The 18,413-nt window shown below is 42.0% G+C and carries 14 protein-coding genes; 5 read left to right on the top strand and 9 right to left on the bottom strand.

Annotated elements, in window-relative coordinates; translation table 11 throughout:
* Positions 1-28 precede the first annotated feature (28 nt).
* The 5 genes from FHG64_RS05860 to FHG64_RS05840 all read right to left on the bottom strand — a co-directional run bounded on the left by FHG64_RS05860 (position 29) and on the right by FHG64_RS05840 (position 4,002).
* On the bottom strand, positions 29-310 hold the full coding sequence (locus tag FHG64_RS05860) for a DUF427 domain-containing protein (protein ID WP_139065551.1): 282 nt from the start codon (positions 308-310) through the stop codon (positions 29-31).
* 63 nt (positions 311-373) lie between these two features.
* Positions 374-1,342: an L-histidine N(alpha)-methyltransferase gene (locus tag FHG64_RS05855; RefSeq protein ID WP_139065550.1), complete on the bottom strand. Its 969-nt coding sequence runs from the start codon at positions 1,340-1,342 to the stop codon at positions 374-376.
* A 12-nt stretch (positions 1,343-1,354) separates the two neighbouring features.
* Complete coding sequence (gene egtB, locus FHG64_RS05850) at positions 1,355-2,518, bottom strand: ergothioneine biosynthesis protein EgtB (RefSeq protein WP_139065549.1); 1,164 nt, start codon at positions 2,516-2,518, stop codon at positions 1,355-1,357.
* A 209-nt stretch (positions 2,519-2,727) separates the two neighbouring features.
* Entirely contained in the window at positions 2,728-3,141 is a 414-nt protein-coding gene (locus FHG64_RS05845; protein ID WP_139065548.1) for an energy transducer TonB, read from the bottom strand.
* A gap of 15 nt (positions 3,142-3,156) precedes the next feature.
* Complete coding sequence (locus FHG64_RS05840) at positions 3,157-4,002, bottom strand: thymidylate synthase (protein ID WP_139065547.1); 846 nt, start codon at positions 4,000-4,002, stop codon at positions 3,157-3,159.
* Positions 4,003-4,229: 227 nt separating this feature from the next.
* On the opposite strand from FHG64_RS05840, the gene FHG64_RS05835 reads away from it, so the two are divergent.
* Together FHG64_RS05835 and FHG64_RS05830 are read left to right on the top strand one after the other, a co-directional pair.
* On the top strand, positions 4,230-6,092 hold the full coding sequence (locus FHG64_RS05835; RefSeq protein WP_139065546.1) for a hypothetical protein: 1,863 nt from the start codon (positions 4,230-4,232) through the stop codon (positions 6,090-6,092).
* 157 nt (positions 6,093-6,249) lie between these two features.
* Positions 6,250-7,707: an IS1182 family transposase gene (locus FHG64_RS05830; RefSeq protein ID WP_139065236.1), complete on the top strand. Its 1,458-nt coding sequence runs from the start codon at positions 6,250-6,252 to the stop codon at positions 7,705-7,707.
* A gap of 2,202 nt (positions 7,708-9,909) precedes the next feature.
* Here FHG64_RS05830 and FHG64_RS05825 read toward each other — a convergent pair.
* The 4 genes from FHG64_RS05825 to FHG64_RS05810 form a co-directional block, all read right to left on the bottom strand.
* Positions 9,910-11,610, bottom strand: coding sequence for a NupC/NupG family nucleoside CNT transporter (locus tag FHG64_RS05825; protein ID WP_139065545.1), 1,701 nt, complete (start codon positions 11,608-11,610; stop codon positions 9,910-9,912).
* Between the two features lie 9 nt (positions 11,611-11,619).
* Positions 11,620-12,237 (bottom strand): bifunctional nuclease family protein, encoded by a 618-nt coding sequence (locus tag FHG64_RS05820; RefSeq protein WP_139065544.1) that lies wholly within the window; start codon positions 12,235-12,237, stop codon positions 11,620-11,622.
* A gap of 84 nt (positions 12,238-12,321) precedes the next feature.
* Positions 12,322-13,290, bottom strand: coding sequence for an electron transfer flavoprotein subunit alpha/FixB family protein (locus FHG64_RS05815; RefSeq protein ID WP_139065543.1), 969 nt, complete (start codon positions 13,288-13,290; stop codon positions 12,322-12,324).
* 69 nt (positions 13,291-13,359) lie between these two features.
* On the bottom strand, positions 13,360-14,106 hold the full coding sequence (locus FHG64_RS05810; protein WP_139065542.1) for an electron transfer flavoprotein subunit beta/FixA family protein: 747 nt from the start codon (positions 14,104-14,106) through the stop codon (positions 13,360-13,362).
* Between the two features lie 174 nt (positions 14,107-14,280).
* Between FHG64_RS05810 and FHG64_RS05805 the strand changes: the two genes are divergently transcribed.
* The 3 genes from FHG64_RS05805 to FHG64_RS05795 all read left to right on the top strand — a co-directional run bounded on the left by FHG64_RS05805 (position 14,281) and on the right by FHG64_RS05795 (position 18,386).
* The gene (locus FHG64_RS05805; protein WP_139065541.1) at positions 14,281-15,258 is read left to right on the top strand and encodes a pyruvate dehydrogenase complex E1 component subunit beta; all 978 of its coding nucleotides are present in this window, start codon (positions 14,281-14,283) and stop codon (positions 15,256-15,258) included.
* A gap of 61 nt (positions 15,259-15,319) precedes the next feature.
* Positions 15,320-17,806: a DUF5686 and carboxypeptidase-like regulatory domain-containing protein gene (locus FHG64_RS05800; protein WP_139065540.1), complete on the top strand. Its 2,487-nt coding sequence runs from the start codon at positions 15,320-15,322 to the stop codon at positions 17,804-17,806.
* A 67-nt stretch (positions 17,807-17,873) separates the two neighbouring features.
* A complete protein-coding gene (locus FHG64_RS05795; protein ID WP_139067901.1) occupies positions 17,874-18,386 on the top strand; it encodes an inorganic diphosphatase in 513 nt (170 codons plus the stop codon).
* Positions 18,387-18,413: the final 27 nt, after the last annotated feature.

The following is an 18,413-nucleotide window of genomic DNA, read 5'->3' as shown; positions in this document are numbered from 1 at the left end:
CAACCTACAACCTACAACCACCTAACGACTACTCCTTCACCTCAACCCCTTTCCAAAACGCCACATAACCCTCAATTGGTTTTGCAGCATGGCTGGCATCGGGGTAAAACCAGGCTGCGTCTTTATTCATCTTTCCATCGACTTCGAGGTTGTAGTAATGAGCTTTTCCCTTCCAGGGGCAACGGGTGTGAGTGTCGCTGGACTTGAAGTACTCATCATTTATCGATTCCTTCGGGAAATAATGATTGTTCTCCACGATGCGCGTATCATCACTTTCTGCTACTATAGTACCATTCCAAATCGCTTTCATTGATCAATTATTTTTAGGGTCCTTTACCTGTGGTTTTTCTTAAATAATAAGGCTTTATAAGGGCTAGATCTTCATAAAAATATAGTTTTTATAATAACTCCTCTCATCTGTAAAGAATTCAACCGGCTTAAGATTGGCCTCCTTTGCAAGCCAGTTCACTGTTTGGTCATCATATTTTTGAGAGATCTCGGTATGAATGGTTTCCCATTTATCAAAATGCACTTCCAGGCCAAGAGCATCTATATTAACCGTTTGTTCGATCATGCTTACCAGGAAACTTCTTGCGGTTCCAGACTCGGGATCATAGGTTTCCCAATGCATAAAGGAATCTGTGTCAAAATTCCCTCCCAGCTCTCTGTTGATCCTCACCAGGTGGTTTTTATTAAAGGCCGCCGTTACTCCTGTGGGATCATTATAGGCATCAAGGATTATCTGGGGGTCCTTCTTTTGGTCAAAGCCCATGAACAACATATCCTCTTCACTCATTGCAGCCGAAATATTTTTGAGGAAATTGATGGCATCCTTGTGCAAGAGGTTACCAATGTTGGATCCAAGCATCATAATCACCTTTTTTCGGGAGCTGTAATTTGCCAGTTTTTCAAGGGTTTGAAAATAAGTACCCTGCTGGATGTTCACTGAGACTTCGGGAAGTTCAGTTTTTAAAGAATTTTCGAGTTCCTTTAGTACGTTTTCGCTTATATCAACGGGGAGATAATTGAAGTTCACATTTTTTTCTGCCAGATGCCGCAAAAGGACCTTGGTTTTCTTACCGTCCCCCGCTCCCAGTTCTATAAGGTCAAAACCATTGGGCCCGGCTAGGTGCGCAGCAATTCCAGATGTATGCCTTTGCAAAATATCATATTCACAATTGGTGAGATAGTATTCCGGCAGGTCCATAATATCCTGAAATAATTTATCACCCTTCTGGTCATAGATATATTTGGATAACAGGTATTTTGGATAACTGGTTAAGCCATTGTAGCAGTCTTCTTCAAAGGAAGAGGCAAAGGTAGTCTTGTGCTGTGTTCTCATTTTTTTGATAGGTTATTTTGCCAGTCTTATCCCTGTAAACTGCCAGCGCAGGTGAGGATGAAAAAAGTTTCGGTATGTATTTCTTGTGTGGTTTTGGGAGGTAGCGACAGAGCCTCCCCTTAAAACCTTCTGGTTTACCATGAATTTGCCATTGTATTCTCCCAGTGCACCTTCAGCTGTTTTAAACCCGGGATAGGGAGAATATGCACTTTCTGTCCATTCCCATCGCCGTCCCCAGTCAAACTTTTCGCTTGCGGCCTCCCATTCAAACTCTGTGGGTAACCTGCAACCCTTCCATTGTGCATATGCAAAAGCTTCATAATAAGAAATGTGAGATAAGGGCGCTTCAGGATCAAGCTTTTGAAGCCCCTGCATTGTATATTGATGCCATTCGTTATGTTTCCTGTGCCAGTAAAAGGGAGCGATAATATCTTCACTGTGTATCCAGTCCCATCCTTCGGCATGCCAGAGCAGCACATCCTTGTAACCACCGGCCTCCATGAATTGCAAATATTCTCCATTTGTTACGAGTTGGTTGGAAATTTCAAATTCTTGTAGATAATTCTTGTGCCGTTTCCGTTCATTGTCGTAAGAAAAGCTGTCGCCTTTATGTCCGGTTTCATGGATGCCTTCTTCTATTTTAATCCACTCCCGCTTATTCTCCTCAACGGTATTCTCAATAAAGTCTCCACTATAGTAGGGGAGCAGGGGATTATTTCCAAGGATATATTTAATATCTGTAAGAAGTAGTTCCTGGTGTTGCTTCTCATGATGGCAACCTATTTCCAGGACTTCCTTGATCTCCTCGTTTAATTTTCTTTTGCTGAAGAATTCCAGTATGGCATCTGTAACATACTTTCTGTACTCATACACCCAGGCGACTGTTGGCCTGCTTAGGTTTCCCCGGTCTGTTCTCACAACTTTTTCCCCTACACTTTCATAGTAGCTGTTAAATACAAAAGCTGAATTATCATCGAATAGCTCATACCCTTCAGCATATTTCTTCAGCACGAATTCTTCAAAGAACCAGGTGGTATGTCCAAGGTGCCACTTTGGAGGCGAGACATCAACCACCGGTTGCACCACGTAATCTTCGGTTTCCAGGTGGGAACAGATTTTCTCAGTATCCCTGCGCGTTTCAGTAAATAGGTTCAGTAAAGTTTCTTCAGTGATCATAAAAGGTAGCTATAGGCCTGTCTACCAAAGTTACAATTTTTTAAGAACGGCTTGAACTAACATGAGTTAAGGGGAGTTAAAGTAGGCTCTCTGGTGGTTCACGTAGGAAAGGAAAAATAAAATTACCAGGGATTGTAAAAAAAAAACGGGAAGTTTCCCTCCCGTTTTAAATTTTTACCGCTATTTATAACGACTTATATTGGAAGTATTTAAAAATTAAAGGACATTTGATAGTTAATGGCTACGGGATTTTCACCGCGCATTCCCGGCTTTAATTTAGGAAAGGATCTCACCACTCTTTCCACTTCCTTGTTTACAATAGGTTCAGGCCCTTCAGTTTCCACATTGGTTACCTTTCCGGTATCATCAACAGTAAAGGAAACAGTGGACTTTCCCCGTACCCATTCTCCTGCATCGTTTTGGGAATAACTAAAATTCTCCTTTATAAAGGAATTCATTTTGGTATTAAAGCATTCTTTAGTGGATTCACTGTCTTCACATCCCGGCCAGATTGGGGCCACTTCTTTTTGGGTAACTTTATTTCCTTCCACAGTGGTATTTTCCTGGGCAAAAGAAAAGTTTGTAAATAAGGCAAATACGATAAGTGCTTTGAAAATTCTCATAAAAAATTAAAATTTTTAGACAGCTACCTTTGCTTTGATATGCGGGTGCGGGTCGTAATTTTCCAGCGTGAAATCTTCAAACTTAAAGCTGAAGATATCCTTAACATGGGGATTGATTTTCATTGTTGGCAACGGCCGTGGATCCCGGCTAAGCTGTAGCTGCACCTGTTCATAATGATTACTATAAATATGTGCGTCTCCAAATGTATGAATAAAATCACCATAATCATAATCACATACCTGTGCCATCATCATTGTGAACAGAGCATAAGATGCAATATTAAAAGGTACTCCCAGGAAAATATCGGCACTACGCTGATAGAGCTGTAGGGAAAGTCTTGGTTTGCCACCTTTTTTTAAAGGGGGAGCGACATAAAATTGAAAGAAAGCATGACAGGGAGGTAGGGCTGCCTTTCCATTGGCCACATTTTCTTCAAAAGATTTTGAGGTATCTGGTAATACAGAAGGATTCCAGGCGCTTACCATCATCCTCCTGCTATTTGGATTATTTTTTAAGGTCTCCACCACATCTTTAATCTGGTCAATCTCCTCATTGTTCCAGTTTCTCCACTGCCGGCCGTATACAGGTCCCAGTTCCCCTTCCTCATTGGCCCATTCATTCCAGATCCTCACCCCGTTTTCCTGTAAATATTTCACATTGGTATCACCATTTAAAAACCAGAGCAATTCGTAAATGATAGATTTCAAATGCAATTTTTTGGTAGTGACCATAGGAAAACCTTCGCTTAGGTCAAACCTCATTTGATAACCAAAAACGCTTTTGGTCCCCGTTCCTGTGCGGTCACCTTTTTCATTTCCATTTTCCAATACGTGGCGCAGGAGGTCATGATACTGTTTCATAAAAAAGAATTCTAGAATTTAAGAGTGATTAAAAATAAACATTCAATTGTTGTGGGAAATCATGTGAGGTTATTTTTTATCCATACTTATTAACTTAATGTTAATTCGTTTATAATCAGTGCTTTTGAGGGGGTAAAACTTTGTTAATTAACTTTATTTAAATATCAAAAATTCTAAATAAGCTGTAACTAGTAGAAAGCCGAATACTAACTTAAATCAAAATGAAAATGAAACGAAGAAATTTAATGAGTATTATGTTATTACTGGGGCCATTGGTTTTACAGGCACAGGAGCGGGAAGTGGATTACATAGCAGAATCGATAATCACCCCACATTTTTTCATAGCTGTTATAGCAGGGGTGGTCCTGGCGATGGGTTTCCAGTTCATACTTACCGCACTCTCTGTAGCTACAGGGATTACGGCTATTGGAGATATCAAGGAGAAATATGTAAAGGGTAAGTATCACCCAAACAGGAAAGATAATCTTCACGATTTAGATCACGATGTAACCCGTGACGATGACGATGATGATGGGATGGATACCGGCACAATGATCACTACCGGTTTTGGGGCCTGGAGTGTGCTTACTACTATCATATCCCTTTTTGGAGCCACGGCGCTTGCAATAAACCTCGCACTTATTGCAAGCCCGGTAATCGCGATAACTCTGGGACTTGTAATTTGGGCCACTTTTTTTATCCTGCTTTTCTATCTTGAAAGTAAAGTTGTAAATTCTTTAATAGGAGGTCTTATTAATACTGCTACCTCGGGTCTTAGAGCCTCTGGAGAAGCAGTGAAGAGCATGTTTGCCACCTCGCCCGAAACTCAAATGAAGCATGTTGCTGAAGATACTGTGGATAAGATTCGAAAGGACTTTAGTGCGAGTTTTGATCCCACGGTTATCAACGATACTATTGATGAGTTCTTTACTAAAGTAGACAGAAATGTACCAGATTATGAGAAGGTAAAGAATGATATCAAACAAATAATTGAAGAATCTGATAAAAGAAATGAACGTATCACCCGGGAATCTGATGAAAGGACTGAGAAGATCACCAGGGAATCTGACCAGCGACAGGAGAAGGTTCAAAAGCAAACCAGCAGCAGTAGCAGCCCCGGGAAATGGATGGCTATACAACAGGTAATGACCAGGGCCATCGAACAGGCTTCGGGAGATGAGGCAAACGTTGAGGATAAAGGAAAGGTAGAGCAACTAAAGCAACTTCAAAATGAACTTAAGCAGGCCTATGGCGAAGGTGATACCAAAGAAGAGAAGCTGGAGAAGGTAGTAGCCAAATTCACCCCGGCAGAGGAGGAGGAAGTACATGGATATATTGAGAAGATCAAGGATATCCTTTCTAAAGCCACTCCTGAGGATATGGACAGAGACCAGATAGAGCAGCAAATTATGAGTGTTGTGAATAATCCCAAAGTGGAAGGCAGAAAGTTAGCTTCCAAAATGGGCGAGATAGACCGCAAGACCATTATCGATGTCCTGGCTGCAAATACTGCATTGAACAGGCAGCAAATAGAGAAATATGCAGATAAAGTGGAAGAGCTGCTTCAAAAAGTGATCTCTCAATTCAGCGGGGCAGGTAGTAGTGTCGATGGGGTGATGCATGATGCTACAAATCTTAAGATGAAACTGGAAAGAGAGGTTTCGAAGCTGCTGAACGGCAACGGAAAGCCAGATATTGATTTTTCCAGGCTTACCAGTTACTTCCAGAATAAGATAGGTATGGGTGCCGGTAGTGGAAGCGGTGAGAATGCCTTGTCAAGCTTTAAGAGAAAACTTTCAGGAATGGACAGGGATACAATTGTTTCCGCAGTAACCGCGAATACCAATATTGACCAAAGAGATATAGATAGAGTGGTGCAGTCTTATGAGGATGCGAAGAACAACGTGCTTCAAAAGATCACAGAGGTGGAGGATGAAGCCAACCGAAGAGTCGAGAACCTCAAAAGAAAAGCGGTCATCCAGGCAGAGAATACCAGGAAGAATGCCGCTGCAGCAGCCTGGTGGCTGGTTGCCAGTGCTGTTCTTTCAGCCGGAGCCGCTATTGGTGGTAGCCTTGTAGCACTGGGATAGACACCTAATATTGTTGAAATAAAAAACCCTTTCGGAATCCGAGGGCACTGAAAAAGTCCTCTAAATAATTACATTTTAGGATAAATAAAAAGGAGCGAAATCATAATGGTTTCGCTCCTTTTTTGTATTTTCATGACTGATTTCTAATGTCTCCCATATGTTGTTACCGCAGCAAAAAATGCAATTAAGTGCATATTCTGATTTATATGCTTTAATTATACCCAAAGATAATCTTCTTAGAAAAATCAACGAATTAATAGATTTTACTTTCATCTACGATGAACTAGTGAACAACTATTGTTTAAATAATGGGCGTAACGCAGAAAGTCCTATCCGGATGTTCAAGTATTTACTATTAAAAACGATCTATACCATTTCAGATGTTGATGTAGTTGAACGTTCCAGATATGATATGTCCTTCAAATATTTCCTTGAAATGGCACCCGAGGATGCAGTCATAAACTCCAGTTCATTGACTAAGTTTCGTAAGCTGCGTTTAAAAGATACCGATTTATTGAATCTGCTTATAAATAAAACTGTCTCAATATCCATTGAAAAGGGAATCATTACATCTAAATCCCTTATTGTTGATGCCACACATTCTCTATCCAGATCAAATCCATATTCAGCACTTGAGGTCCTGAGAGAGCGTTCAAAGCTGCTTCGCAAAGTGGTTTACGCTGTAGATGAAAATATGAAAGAACGCTTCCCGGAAAAGAACGCTTCGGGTGAGTTGGAAAAGGAACTTGCTTATTGCAAGGAACTGGAGAAGTGTATTGAATCAGACCAAACATTAAGTTTAATTCCTGCAGTCAAAGAGAAGTTGAACCTGTTAAAGGAGACTGTGGAAGATACCCAGGAAAACTACATTCTTTCTAAGGATACAGATGCCAAAACCGGCCATAAATCAGCTGACAGTAAATTCTTTGGTTACAAGACCCATCTGGCCATGACAGAGGAACGCATTATTACGGCTGCAGTTGTCACCTCGGGTGAAAAAGGTGATGGTCCTGAGTTGCCAATGCTTGTAAAAATAAGCCAGAACAATGGAATTCAGGTGGATACAGTAATTGGTGATAGCGCATATTCAGGTAAGGAAAACCTTAAGCTCAAGGATAAAGATGATCAGAATATTAAAATCGTAGCAAAGCTGAACCCTGCAATCGCACAAGGCTCTAGAAAGAATGAGGATAAATTTGATTATAACAAGGATGCTGATATGTTTGTGTGTCCGGCAGGACACCTGGCCATCAGAAAAGCACGACAAGGGAAAAAGGAACGAGGCAAGAACCAGGTAGATACTTATTATTTTGATGTAGAGAAATGCAAGACCTGTCCATTACGAGATGGCTGTTATAAACCGGGAGCTAAAACTAAAACTTATTCGGTCTCTATAAAGTCAAGCTTACACCAGGAACAGATAGTGTTTCAGGAGTCTGAATATTATAAAGAAAAATCTAAACACCGCTATAAGATCGAGGCTAAAAATAGCGAACTAAAAAATGTTCACGGTTATGATCGTGCTATAGCATATGGCATTAATAGCATGCAAATGCAGGGGGCTTTGGCAATATTCACCGTAAACCTTAAGAGAATCCTTAAATTAACCATATAAGTTTCAGATTCGAAATAAAATGAGCTTTAAGAGCTCAGATTAATCATCCTAAGGGATTGGTCATCAATAAAAAAACCGCCACCGGAAATCCTAAATAAAAAAGCGATCGAGTCAAAAATAGATTTTTGCTTGATCGCTTCAATAAGTTCATCTCAAAAGAGATAGTTTTTCAGTGCCCTCCGGAATCCGGAAGGGTTTTTTTATCATTCCAATAGAAATTAAGTTTTAAAAATAGGTTAAGAAAAGGATGCAAACTCTCCGCGGGAATTACGCCCCTTCAGGGCTTTCATTTATACCCGGTTTTAATTCCTCCCCCTCCAGGGCTTTCATTTATACCGGGTTTTAATTCCTCCCCCTTCAGGGGAGGCTGACATATTTCGCCCCTTCAGGGCTTGTTTTCATTGGAGCAAGAATCCTCCATCTTCACAGGATCTTATTAAATGGTCGGATGCTGTTCTGTTGGCTCCTTCAAGATTGAATTTTCCTGCTGGGCACAAATTATTCTACAGTACGGGTTGTTTAGATATTTTGCCATCTATAAAGTCGAAATCTAGTTTAATGCATAAGCCTGAGGGGACTTTATCAATTAGCGATGGGTGCAGAGCGGGAATTACGCCCCTTCAGGGCTTTCATTTATACCGGGTTTTAATTCCTCCCCCTTCAGGGGAGGCTAACATATTTCGCCCCTTCAGGGCTTTATCTCCTCTTGTTATCGTCATCTCGCTTCACGGGATACAGTTAGATTGCGTCCCTTCAGGGCTTGATTTAGAGGCTTATCAAGAACCTTCCATCTTTACGGGATCTTATTAAATGGTCGGATGCTGTTCTGTTGCCTCCTTCAAGATTGAATTTTCCTACAGGACCCAAATTATTTTGCAGCACGGGATGCTTAGATATTTTGCCGTTTATAAAGTCAAAATCTAGTTTAATAAATGAGCCTGAGGGGGCGGCATCAATTAGCGATGGGTGGAGAGCGGGAATTACGCCCCTTCAGGGCTTTATCTCAACTGGTTATCCATGTCATCCCGCTTCACGGGATGCTGTCTGATTACGCCCCTTCAGGGCTTTATCTCCTCTTGTTATCGTCATCCCGCTTCACGGGATACAGTTAGATTGCGCCCCTTCAGGGCTTGATTTAGAGGCTTATCAAGAACCTTCCATCTTCACGGGATCTTATTAAATGGTCGGATGCTGTTCTGTTGCCTCCTTCAAGATTGAATTTTCCTACAGGACCCAAATTATTTTGCAGCACGGGATGCTTAGATATTTTGCCGTCTATGAAATCATAAGCTAGTTTAATAAATGAGCCCTGAAGGGGCGACATCAATTAGCGATGGGTGGAGAGCGGGAATTACGCCCCTTCAGGGCTTTATCTCAACTGGTTATCCATGTCATCCCGCTTCACGGGATGCTGTCTGATTAAGCCCCTTCAGGGCTTTATCTCCTCTTGTTATCGTCATCCCGCTTCACGGGATACAGTTAGATTGCGCCCCTTCAGGGCTTGATTTAGAGGCTTATCAAGAACCTTCCATCTTTACGGGATCTTATTAAATGGTCGGATGCTGTTCTTTTGCCTCCTTCGAGATTGAATTTTCCTACCGGACCCAAATTATTTTGCAGCACGGGATGCTTAGATATTTTGCCGTCTATGAAATCATAAGCTAGTTTAATAAATGAGCCCTGAAGGGGCGACATCAATTAGCGATGGGTGGAGAGCGGGTATTACGTCCCTTCAGGGCTTTATCTCAACTGGTTATCCATGTCATCCCGCTTCACGGGATGCTGTCTGATTACGCCCCTTCAGGGCTTTCATTTATACCTGTTTTTAATCCTCCCCCTTCAGGGGAGGCTGACATATTTCGCCCCTTCAGGGCTTGATTTAGAGGCTTATCAAGATCCTTCCATCTTTACGGGATCTTATTAAATGGTCGGATGCTGTTCTGTTGCCTCCTTCGAGATTGAATTTTCCTACCGGACCTAAATTATTCTGCAGCACGGGATGCTTAGATATTTTGCCGTCTATGAAATCATAATCTAGTTTGATAAATGAGCCCTGAAGGGGCGTAATAAATTAGCGATGGGTGAAGCCCATCGAATAAGAAACCGAATATTTGCATAGCCCTGAAGGGGCGTAATTATTAGAGGAATTTTCTATATTAGAATGGAAGATGCTCTTTAGAATAAGAGGCGAACTTCAAAATATTACCCAATGATCATCCCCGCGATAGTCGCAGACAGAAGAGAGGCTATAGTTCCTCCAATTAAGGCCTTCATTCCGAATTCAGATAACACTTTTCTTTTGCCGGGAGCCAGTGAGCCTATCCCTCCAATCTGTATCCCTATAGAAGCAAAATTTGCGAATCCGCAGAGCATATAGGTCGCCATGATAACAGATTTTTCGTAGTTGAGGCTTAGGAAATTTGCAGGGTTCTTTAGATCGGCCAGCTGTATGTAACCTACAAATTCACTGGCGACAAGTTTTATTCCCAGCAGTTGCCCCATAAGCATCATATCTTCTTCTGCCACCCCAATGAGCCACATTAGCGGTGCGAAAACAGTTCCAAGGATGGCCTCAAGGGAAACCTTTGAGTACGGTGTATATTCGGCAATGAGTGAATTTAAGGTCGTGAGCGCTCCTATATATCCTAAAATGTAATTTATCATCGCGATGAAGGCGATGAATACCAGGAGCATCGCTGCAACATTTGCCGCAAGTTTTAAACCTTCAGTAGTACCATTGGCGATGGCGTCCAGGATATTGGAGCCAATTTTTTCAGTAGAGATCTCCACATTTGTATTTACGGGTTCCTGTTGCGGGTAAAGGATCTTGGAGATAACTATTGCCCCAGGCGCAGCCATCACAGATGCTGCCAGTAAATGCTTTGCAAACTGAAGCCTTAATACGGGATCGTCACCTCCCAGAAAGCCGATATAGGCTGCCAGCACCCCGCCGGCAACGGTTGCCATTCCTCCAATCATTACCAGCAGGATCTCACTGCGGGTCATCCTTTCCAGGTAAGCTTTTATCAATAGAGGAGCTTCTGTCTGGCCAAGAAAGATATTTCCCGCCACACTTAGACTTTCTGCGCCCGAGATGCCCATGAGTTTAGTGAGCACCCAGGCCAGTCCCCGAACAATTATTTGCACCACCCCTAGATAGAACAATACAGATGTCAAGGCCGAGAAGAAGATGATGGTAGGCAATACCTGGAAGAGGAATATAAAACCAAAACTATCAACCTCCATAAGGCCGCCCAAAAGGAATTCACTTCCTGCTTTTGTGAAATCCAGAATGAGTACAAAGATGTTTCCAACAAACTCAAAAATGTTCTTTATGAAGGTCACTTTCAAAACCCCGATAGCCAGGAGCAGTTGCGCTGCCAGTCCTACTCCCACGGTCCTCCAATTAATAGCACTTCTTTTACTGCTAAAGAAGAATGCCAGCAACAGCAGGGAAAACATTCCAAGGATCCCGCGCCACACGCTGGTAACGGTAAGGCCCTGACTCGGTATGATCTCTTTTGCAGTTTCAGCCGGGATCAATTCTTCTACTTCTGTAGGAGATTCGGTAAAACTATAGGTTTGATAACTGTCTGTAAGAACAAGGGTGTTATCTGTAAGTTCAGTGATCCTGTATTTTCTTATCGTGTCATTGGGAGGGTCAAAGAAAAATACCAGCAAATTGTTCTGGTACAGGTAATCCCCTTCAAGATCTTCTCCTTCAGCAGCATTTAATACAAATCTTCCCTCATCCAGGACCAACCTGTCAATGTTTGAGAAATTATTCTGTGAGGTAGTGGAAGTGTCGGTTGTTTCAAGTTGCCATTCCTTGGTGATACTTTGCGAATGTACATTTAGAATTCCCAGAAAAATAAAGAGCAGGACTGCCCGGAAGTTTTTCATAAAATAAGCTTACTTATTGCGTTTTGAGATCTCATCTCTTATTCTGGCAGCCTTCTCGTAGTCTTCATTCTTAACTGCCTGGGATAGTAGGGATTCCAGCTCCTCAAGGGACATGGATTTATAATTTCCGGCCGTAGTGTCACCTTTTTCTGTAAATATCTCATCTACTTTGGCCTCTGTAGGAGAAGGTGTTTGTGTCATAGTGCCAGATTCTCCCTTAAGGAAGATCCCGGCCTTATCCAGTATATTCTTATATGTAAATATAGGTGCATTAAATCGCAGCGCCAGGGCTATGGCGTCACTTGTACGTGCATCTATGATCTCTTCGATCCCATCACGCTCACAAATGAGGCTGGAATAGAATACCCCATCCACCAGTTTATGAATGATCACCTGCTTCACTACGATCTCAAACCTGTCACTAAAATTCTTGAACAGGTCATGGGTGAGTGGCCTGGGAGGCTTAATTTCCTTTTCCAGGGCAATAGCAATGGACTGCGCTTCAAAAGCGCCGATTACAATAGGTAATTTTCGTTCCCCATCCACCTCGCTAAGAATAAGGGCATAGGCCCCATTCTGTGTTTGACTATAAGAAATTCCTTTTATATTAAGGCGTACTAAACTCATATAGCAATAATTAAAAAGGGCTGTCTAAATAAGGACATTTTACCATATTTAGACAGCCCTTTTAAGGCTCGCAAGTTAAAAAAATTATGCGTTTTTAGCTTTAAATTCTTTGAGTTTTTCATTTAGCTTCGGCACGATTTCAAAGGCATCTCCTACTATACCGTAATCGGCTGCTTTAAAGAAAGGTGCTTCGGGATCATTGTTTATCACCACTTTGGTCTTTGAAGCACTAACTCCTGCAAGATGCTGTATAGCTCCGGAAATTCCTACTGCTATGTAAAGGTTGGCAGCAACAGGTTTTCCTGTTTGCCCCACGTGCTCACTGTGAGGCCTCCAGCCCATATCACTTACAGGCTTCGAGCAGGCTGTAGCCGCCCCAAGAGTATCTGCCAGTTCTTCCAGCATACCCCAGTTCTCCGGTCCTTTCATTCCACGTCCACCGGAAACCACGATCTCTGCATCTGCAATAGTCACTTTGTCCCTGGCTTTGTCCACATTGGTAACATTTACTGAAAAATCTTCAGAAGATAGCTCAGGATTAAAATCCTCAACTGCAGCATCACCCTGGTTTTCCTTTAAGCCGAAGGCATTTTTAGAAAGTCCAATGATCTTAACATCTGTAGTAAATTTTGTGAAGCTGAATGCTTTATTGGTGAAGGCGGTTCTCTTCACAGTGAAAGGATCTGTACTTTCCGGCAAAGCCATTACGTTGGAGGCATAACCTGCATTAAGATGAACTGCGAGAAGGGGAGCAAGATATTTACTGTTGGCACTCTGGCTTAAAATAATAACTTTCGCACCTTCTTTTTCTGCCGCCTGCGTAAGAGCATCGGCATAAGCTTCAGCATTGAAATTATTCAATTTATCATTGCTTACTTTTAATACTTTATCTACCCCATGCTTTCCAAGATCTGCTGTATCTTCAGCATTAAAGGTAACAGCGGTAACTGTAGTTCCCATCATCCCTGCTACTTCCTTTGCGTAGGAAGCAACCTCCAGGGCAGCTTTTTTGAATTTTCCTTCTTCTGATTCTGTATATACTAAAACTGACATATATTTATTTTTTAAATTATTCAAACCGCCCATTTTTGAAAACGTTTGCGGTCTACTTTAATTTTTTTTTTAGATTACCTTGGCTTCATTATGTAGCAGGTTGATCAATTCATCCAGGTTATCAGGATCAATTAATTTAACTGCTCCCTTGGCATCTGGCTTTTCAAATTTTTCTACTTCTGTAGCCTGATTGGAATCTACCGGCTCCACCACATTCAATGGTTTTTTACGGGCCATCATAATCCCACGCATATTCGGGATCCTAAGATCACTCTCCTCAACAAGGCCTTTTTGAGCTCCTATCACTAATGGAAGGGATGCGGTAACGCTTTCCTTACCACCGTCTATTTCCCTTACGGCTTTGGCTTCATTGCCTTCAACCTCAAGGCTAATACAGGTATTTACAAAATTAGCTTTTAAAATTGCCGCAAGCATTCCCGGTACCATTCCTCCATTATAATCAATAGATTCTCTCCCGGCAATAATAAGATCATAACTGCCGTCCTGTGCTACCTTAGCGAGTTCTTTTGCAACCTGGAAACCGTCCTTTGCAGGAGTGTTTACACGTATGGCATTATCTGCTCCTATGGCCAGGGCCTTTCTTAAAGTTGGTTCAGTTTCAGGACCTCCAACATTTACAACATCAACACTGGCACCCTGCTTTTCCTTGAACCACATGGCGCGCGTAAGTCCAAATTCATCATTTGGATTAATTACAAACTGTACTCCGTTGGTATCAAACTGGGTATTATTATCTGTGAAATTGATCTTGGAGGTAGTATCTGGCACGTGGCTTATACATACTAATATTTTCATCTATATTATCTTTTTAATAAGGTTTGAATATATGGTTTACGAAGATAAGTAAATTATATCAGAATTTGCTATGCGTGCATAACAAATATTTTATGCTGAAGTAGTAGTTTAAACTTTCCTTAATTACTATTTTTGTTCTTCAAAAAATTTGACAACAATACATTTTATATAGAAATGAAGACAATCCAATTTAGAGAAGCAGTTCAGCAGGCGATGAGTGAAGAGATGCGCAAGGACGACACCATTTATTTAATGGGAGAGGAAGTTGCGGAATATAACGGAGCTTATAAAGCCTCAAAAGGCATGCTGGACGAGTTTGGGCCCGAACGTGTAATTGACACTCCTATTGCAGAGCTTGGTTTTGCCGGTATAGCCGTGGGAAGTGCGATGAACGGCAACAGGCCAATTGTTGAATTTATGACCTTTAACTTCTCTCTTGTTGGAATTGACCAGATAATTAACAACGCTGCCAAAATGAGGCAAATGAGTGGCGGGCAATTCAATATTCCAATTGTTTTTCGTGGCCCGACTGCATCTGCAGGACAACTTGCAGCTACACACTCTCAAGCTTTTGAGAGCTGGTATGCAAATTGCCCGGGTTTAAAAGTAGTTGTGCCTTCAAATCCATACGACTGTAAGGGGCTTTTAAAATCGGCTATTCGTGATAATGATCCCGTGATCTTTATGGAGAGCGAACAAATGTACGGGGACAAGGGTGAGGTGCCGGAAGAAGAATACATAATTCCATTGGGCGTTGCAGATATTAAAAGAGAAGGAACAGATGTTACTATTGTTTCCTTCGGAAAAATAATCAAGGAAGCTTACAAGGCTGCTGAAGAATTGGAGAAAGAAGATATCTCCTGTGAGATCATTGACCTTAGAACTATTCGTCCAATGGACCATGAGGCCATCTTAAAGTCGGTTAAAAAAACCAACCGTCTTGTAATCCTTGAAGAGGCCTGGCCATTCGGGAACATCGCTACAGAGATCACTTACCAGGTGCAGTCACAGGCATTTGACTATCTTGATGCTCCAATTGTAAAGATAAATACAGCCGATACTCCTGCGCCATATTCACCGGTTCTTTTCAAAGAGTGGTTACCAAACAGCGAGGATGTAATAAAAGCAGTTAAAAAGGTTTTATATAAATAAGAACTTTTTACTCCTATATTTGAAACTTCATCTTTACCAGATGAAGTTTTTTTTGTGCCCTATGAAGCAGCTTTTTATCTTCAGTTTTTTCCTTTTCCACCTTTTTACCGCTGCACAAACCAGGGTAAGCGGGGTGGTAAAAAATGAGGCAGGGGAACCGGTGGGTTCTGCCAATGTGGTTTTCCTTAAATCATCAGAAGGTACTACAACTACAGAGGAGGGACAATTCTACCTTATCTCCACAGGGAATCACAGACAGCTGGAAGTGTCTTTCGTGGGATACGAAACCCAGGTGTTGGAGCTACAACCTGGGAACAACCAGGGGCTGGAGATCCTTCTAAAGGAAGACGAGGAGAACCTGGATGAAGTTTTCATTTACAGGGGCAAAACTTCCAAAAAAAACAATCCTGCTATAGATATCCTTAGGAAGATTTGGGAAAACAGAAGGAAGAATGGTGTTAAAGCGTTTGACCATTACGCTTTCCGGAAATACGAAAAACTGGAATTTGATATCAACACTGTAGACAGTGCTTTGATGAACAGCAAGGTCTTTAAGGGCCTTGAATTTATTTTTGAGGACCTGGACACCAATCATATTTCCGGGAAAACCTATTTGCCAATTTTTCTCAATGAATCTATTATGCAGGTTCACGGGAATAATACAAGTGGGAAAAAAAAGGAGGAGTTACTCGGGAATAAAAACTCAGGTTTTAATAATAACCAGATCCTTATCGCGGCACTAAAGGACCTTTATTTTGAGGTGGATGTATATGATAATTATATGCGCATTTTTGATAAAAATTTTATAAGTCCGCTCTCCACTACAGGTATAGACACTTATAATTATGTCCTGGCAGACAGTTCTTTTATAGAAGATAAATGGTGTTACAAGGTGGTTTACTATCCCCGGCGGGAGAATGAACTTACATTTAAAGGTGATTTTTGGGTCAATGATACCGCCTGGGCGATCAAAACTATTAACCTGGAAATGGCAGAAAAGGCTAACATCAACTGGGTTAATGGAATTTATCTTGAACAGGAATTTGAGGTATATAATGATTCTGTTTTCCTGCTGAAGAGGGATTTTCTTATGGCCGATTTCTCCTTCGAAAAAAAAGAGGATGCCCGCGGGATCTATGGTAAAAAGACCGTGGTTTATGATGACTTTGTTTTCAATGAGCCACAACCCGATAAATTTTACAGCAATAAGGTAATCTCTTACCGGGATGAGGTATACGACCGGGAGGAGCAATTTTGGGAGGAAAACCGCCTGGAACCACTCAACAGGAATGAAAGCGGTGTCTATGAAATGATAGACACCCTCCAAACCGTAAAGGCATTTCAGCGAGCCTATAGACTTGCGCACGTTGCAGCCACAGGCTATGTAGAATTCAAAGGCTGGGACCTGGGCCCTGTATATAATTTTGCTGGTTATAATGAAGTGGAAGGATTCCGCTTAAGAGCGGGGGCAAGGACCTTTTTTGGCCCCAATGACCCATGGCGAATTGAAGGTTACGGCGCCTATGGCTTTCGTGATCAAAAATTCAAATATGGGATCCTGGGGCAGGTGATGCTGGATAAACCCAGCAGACTTATAATTTCTGCAGGGTACAGGCGCGATATAGAACAGCTGGGCGCTTCCCTTACCAATGTGACCGATGTGCTTGGCAGGAGCCTGGCTTCCAATTCCCTGCTCACCGTTGGCACTAATGATAAATTATCTGCAATTCAACTCGCAACCTTTGGCGTGGAGATCGAGCCAATCCGTAATGTTACTTTTCAGGTAATAGGATCTCACAGGAACCTTACCACTGCCTCCCCCACCTTTAGCCTCGCCTGGTATGAAGATGAAGCGCGCACAATAGTTTCTGAAGAAATCAACCAGGCAGAGGTTTCCACTGTATTGCGATTAACCCCTGGAAGGAAAACAGCCGGTTTTGGAGTGGACAGGGTAGCGGTGAACCCGGAGAACTTTGCAACTGTTTTTCTTAATTATAGTGTGGGAGTGAAGGATATTTTCAACAGCGATTTTAATTACCGTAAGATCCAGGCTTTTTATGACCAGCCCTGGTGGATAGGAGGGTTAGGTCTTGCAAATGTAAGCCTGGAGGCAGGGAAGACATTTGGAGAAGTTCCGCTGGGGCTGCTAAGCGTGGTGCCTGGAAACCAGACTTTTTTCTCTATGTACAATACTTTCCCGCTGCTCAATTTCTATGAATTTGTCACAGATACTTATATTTCCTCTCATTTTGAGCATAATTTCAACGGAAGGATCTTCGCCTATATCCCACTTCTGCGGGACCTTAACCTCCGTGAAGTTGTAGGAATTCGCGGGGTATGGGGCGAGATATCTGAAGCGAACCGGAAACTGGATGCTTCAGGAATGCTTCTGGTGGCACCTAGCCGGGAGCCTTATTGGGAATACAGTGTGGGTGTAGGAAATATGTTTAAATTCCTTCGGCTCGATGCCCACTTCCGCGGAAATTATTTTGATAATCCCGATGCCCGCTCTTTCGGCGTCACTGCAACCTTCGGTTTTCACTTTTAAATAACATATTTTACAGTATAAAATAGCTATATTTGCGCCCTCGAAAAAAAATGATAACAGAATGAAAATGTCAGATACTTTTGATGTGCTTATAGAGATCCCAAAGGGGAGCCGAAACAAATATGAATACGATTTTGAATTAAAGAAGGTTCGTTACGACCGTATGATCTTTTCTTCGATGATGTATCCAGCAGATTATGGGTTTATACCCAACACCCTTGCGCAGGATAGTGACCCACTGGACGTACTGGTGCTGGTTGCAGAACCAACTTTCCCGGGAATAGTAATGGAGGTAAAGCCAATAGGGGTTTTCCATATGGCAGACGAAAAGGGGCCGGATGAGAAGATCATTTGTGTGCCGGTTTCAGACCCTATCTGGAACAGGATCAATGATCTTAATGAATTGAACGGCCACCTTACCAAGGAGATCGAGCATTTCTTCAAGGTTTATAAGGATCTTGAGAAGAAAAAAGTAGACGTTGGTGGCTGGGGTGATGCTGCAGAGGCCAGAAAGATCATTAAGGAATGCGTGGAGCGATATAAGAACCACGAAGGAGATAAGGAAAGATTCGGGATCTAATTAAGGATCTTACATTGAATTATTATA

The sequence above is a fragment of the Antarcticibacterium flavum genome, assembly GCF_006159205.1.
Taxonomy (GTDB): domain Bacteria; phylum Bacteroidota; class Bacteroidia; order Flavobacteriales; family Flavobacteriaceae; genus Gillisia; species Gillisia flava.
This window is presented reverse-complemented; position numbering and strand designations above follow the sequence as displayed.

What these genes read in the sequence shown, in the direction of transcription:
- FHG64_RS05860 (WP_139065551.1), bottom strand. Translation starts at nt 310, where the DNA reads ATGAAAGCGATTTGGAATGGTACTATAGTAGCAGAAAGTGATGATACG.
- FHG64_RS05855 (WP_139065550.1), bottom strand. Translation starts at nt 1,342, where the DNA reads ATGAGAACACAGCACAAGACTACCTTTGCCTCTTCCTTTGAAGAAGAC.
- egtB (WP_139065549.1), bottom strand. Translation starts at nt 2,518, where the DNA reads ATGATCACTGAAGAAACTTTACTGAACCTATTTACTGAAACGCGCAGG.
- FHG64_RS05845 (WP_139065548.1), bottom strand. Translation starts at nt 3,141, where the DNA reads ATGAGAATTTTCAAAGCACTTATCGTATTTGCCTTATTTACAAACTTT.
- FHG64_RS05840 (WP_139065547.1), bottom strand. Translation starts at nt 4,002, where the DNA reads ATGAAACAGTATCATGACCTCCTGCGCCACGTATTGGAAAATGGAAAT.
- FHG64_RS05835 (WP_139065546.1), top strand. Translation starts at nt 4,230, where the DNA reads ATGAAACGAAGAAATTTAATGAGTATTATGTTATTACTGGGGCCATTG.
- FHG64_RS05830 (WP_139065236.1), top strand. Translation starts at nt 6,250, where the DNA reads ATGTTGTTACCGCAGCAAAAAATGCAATTAAGTGCATATTCTGATTTA.
- FHG64_RS05825 (WP_139065545.1), bottom strand. Translation starts at nt 11,610, where the DNA reads ATGAAAAACTTCCGGGCAGTCCTGCTCTTTATTTTTCTGGGAATTCTA.
- FHG64_RS05820 (WP_139065544.1), bottom strand. Translation starts at nt 12,237, where the DNA reads ATGAGTTTAGTACGCCTTAATATAAAAGGAATTTCTTATAGTCAAACA.
- FHG64_RS05815 (WP_139065543.1), bottom strand. Translation starts at nt 13,290, where the DNA reads ATGTCAGTTTTAGTATATACAGAATCAGAAGAAGGAAAATTCAAAAAA.
- FHG64_RS05810 (WP_139065542.1), bottom strand. Translation starts at nt 14,106, where the DNA reads ATGAAAATATTAGTATGTATAAGCCACGTGCCAGATACTACCTCCAAG.
- FHG64_RS05805 (WP_139065541.1), top strand. Translation starts at nt 14,281, where the DNA reads ATGAAGACAATCCAATTTAGAGAAGCAGTTCAGCAGGCGATGAGTGAA.
- FHG64_RS05800 (WP_139065540.1), top strand. Translation starts at nt 15,320, where the DNA reads ATGAAGCAGCTTTTTATCTTCAGTTTTTTCCTTTTCCACCTTTTTACC.
- FHG64_RS05795 (WP_139067901.1), top strand. Translation starts at nt 17,874, where the DNA reads ATGTCAGATACTTTTGATGTGCTTATAGAGATCCCAAAGGGGAGCCGA.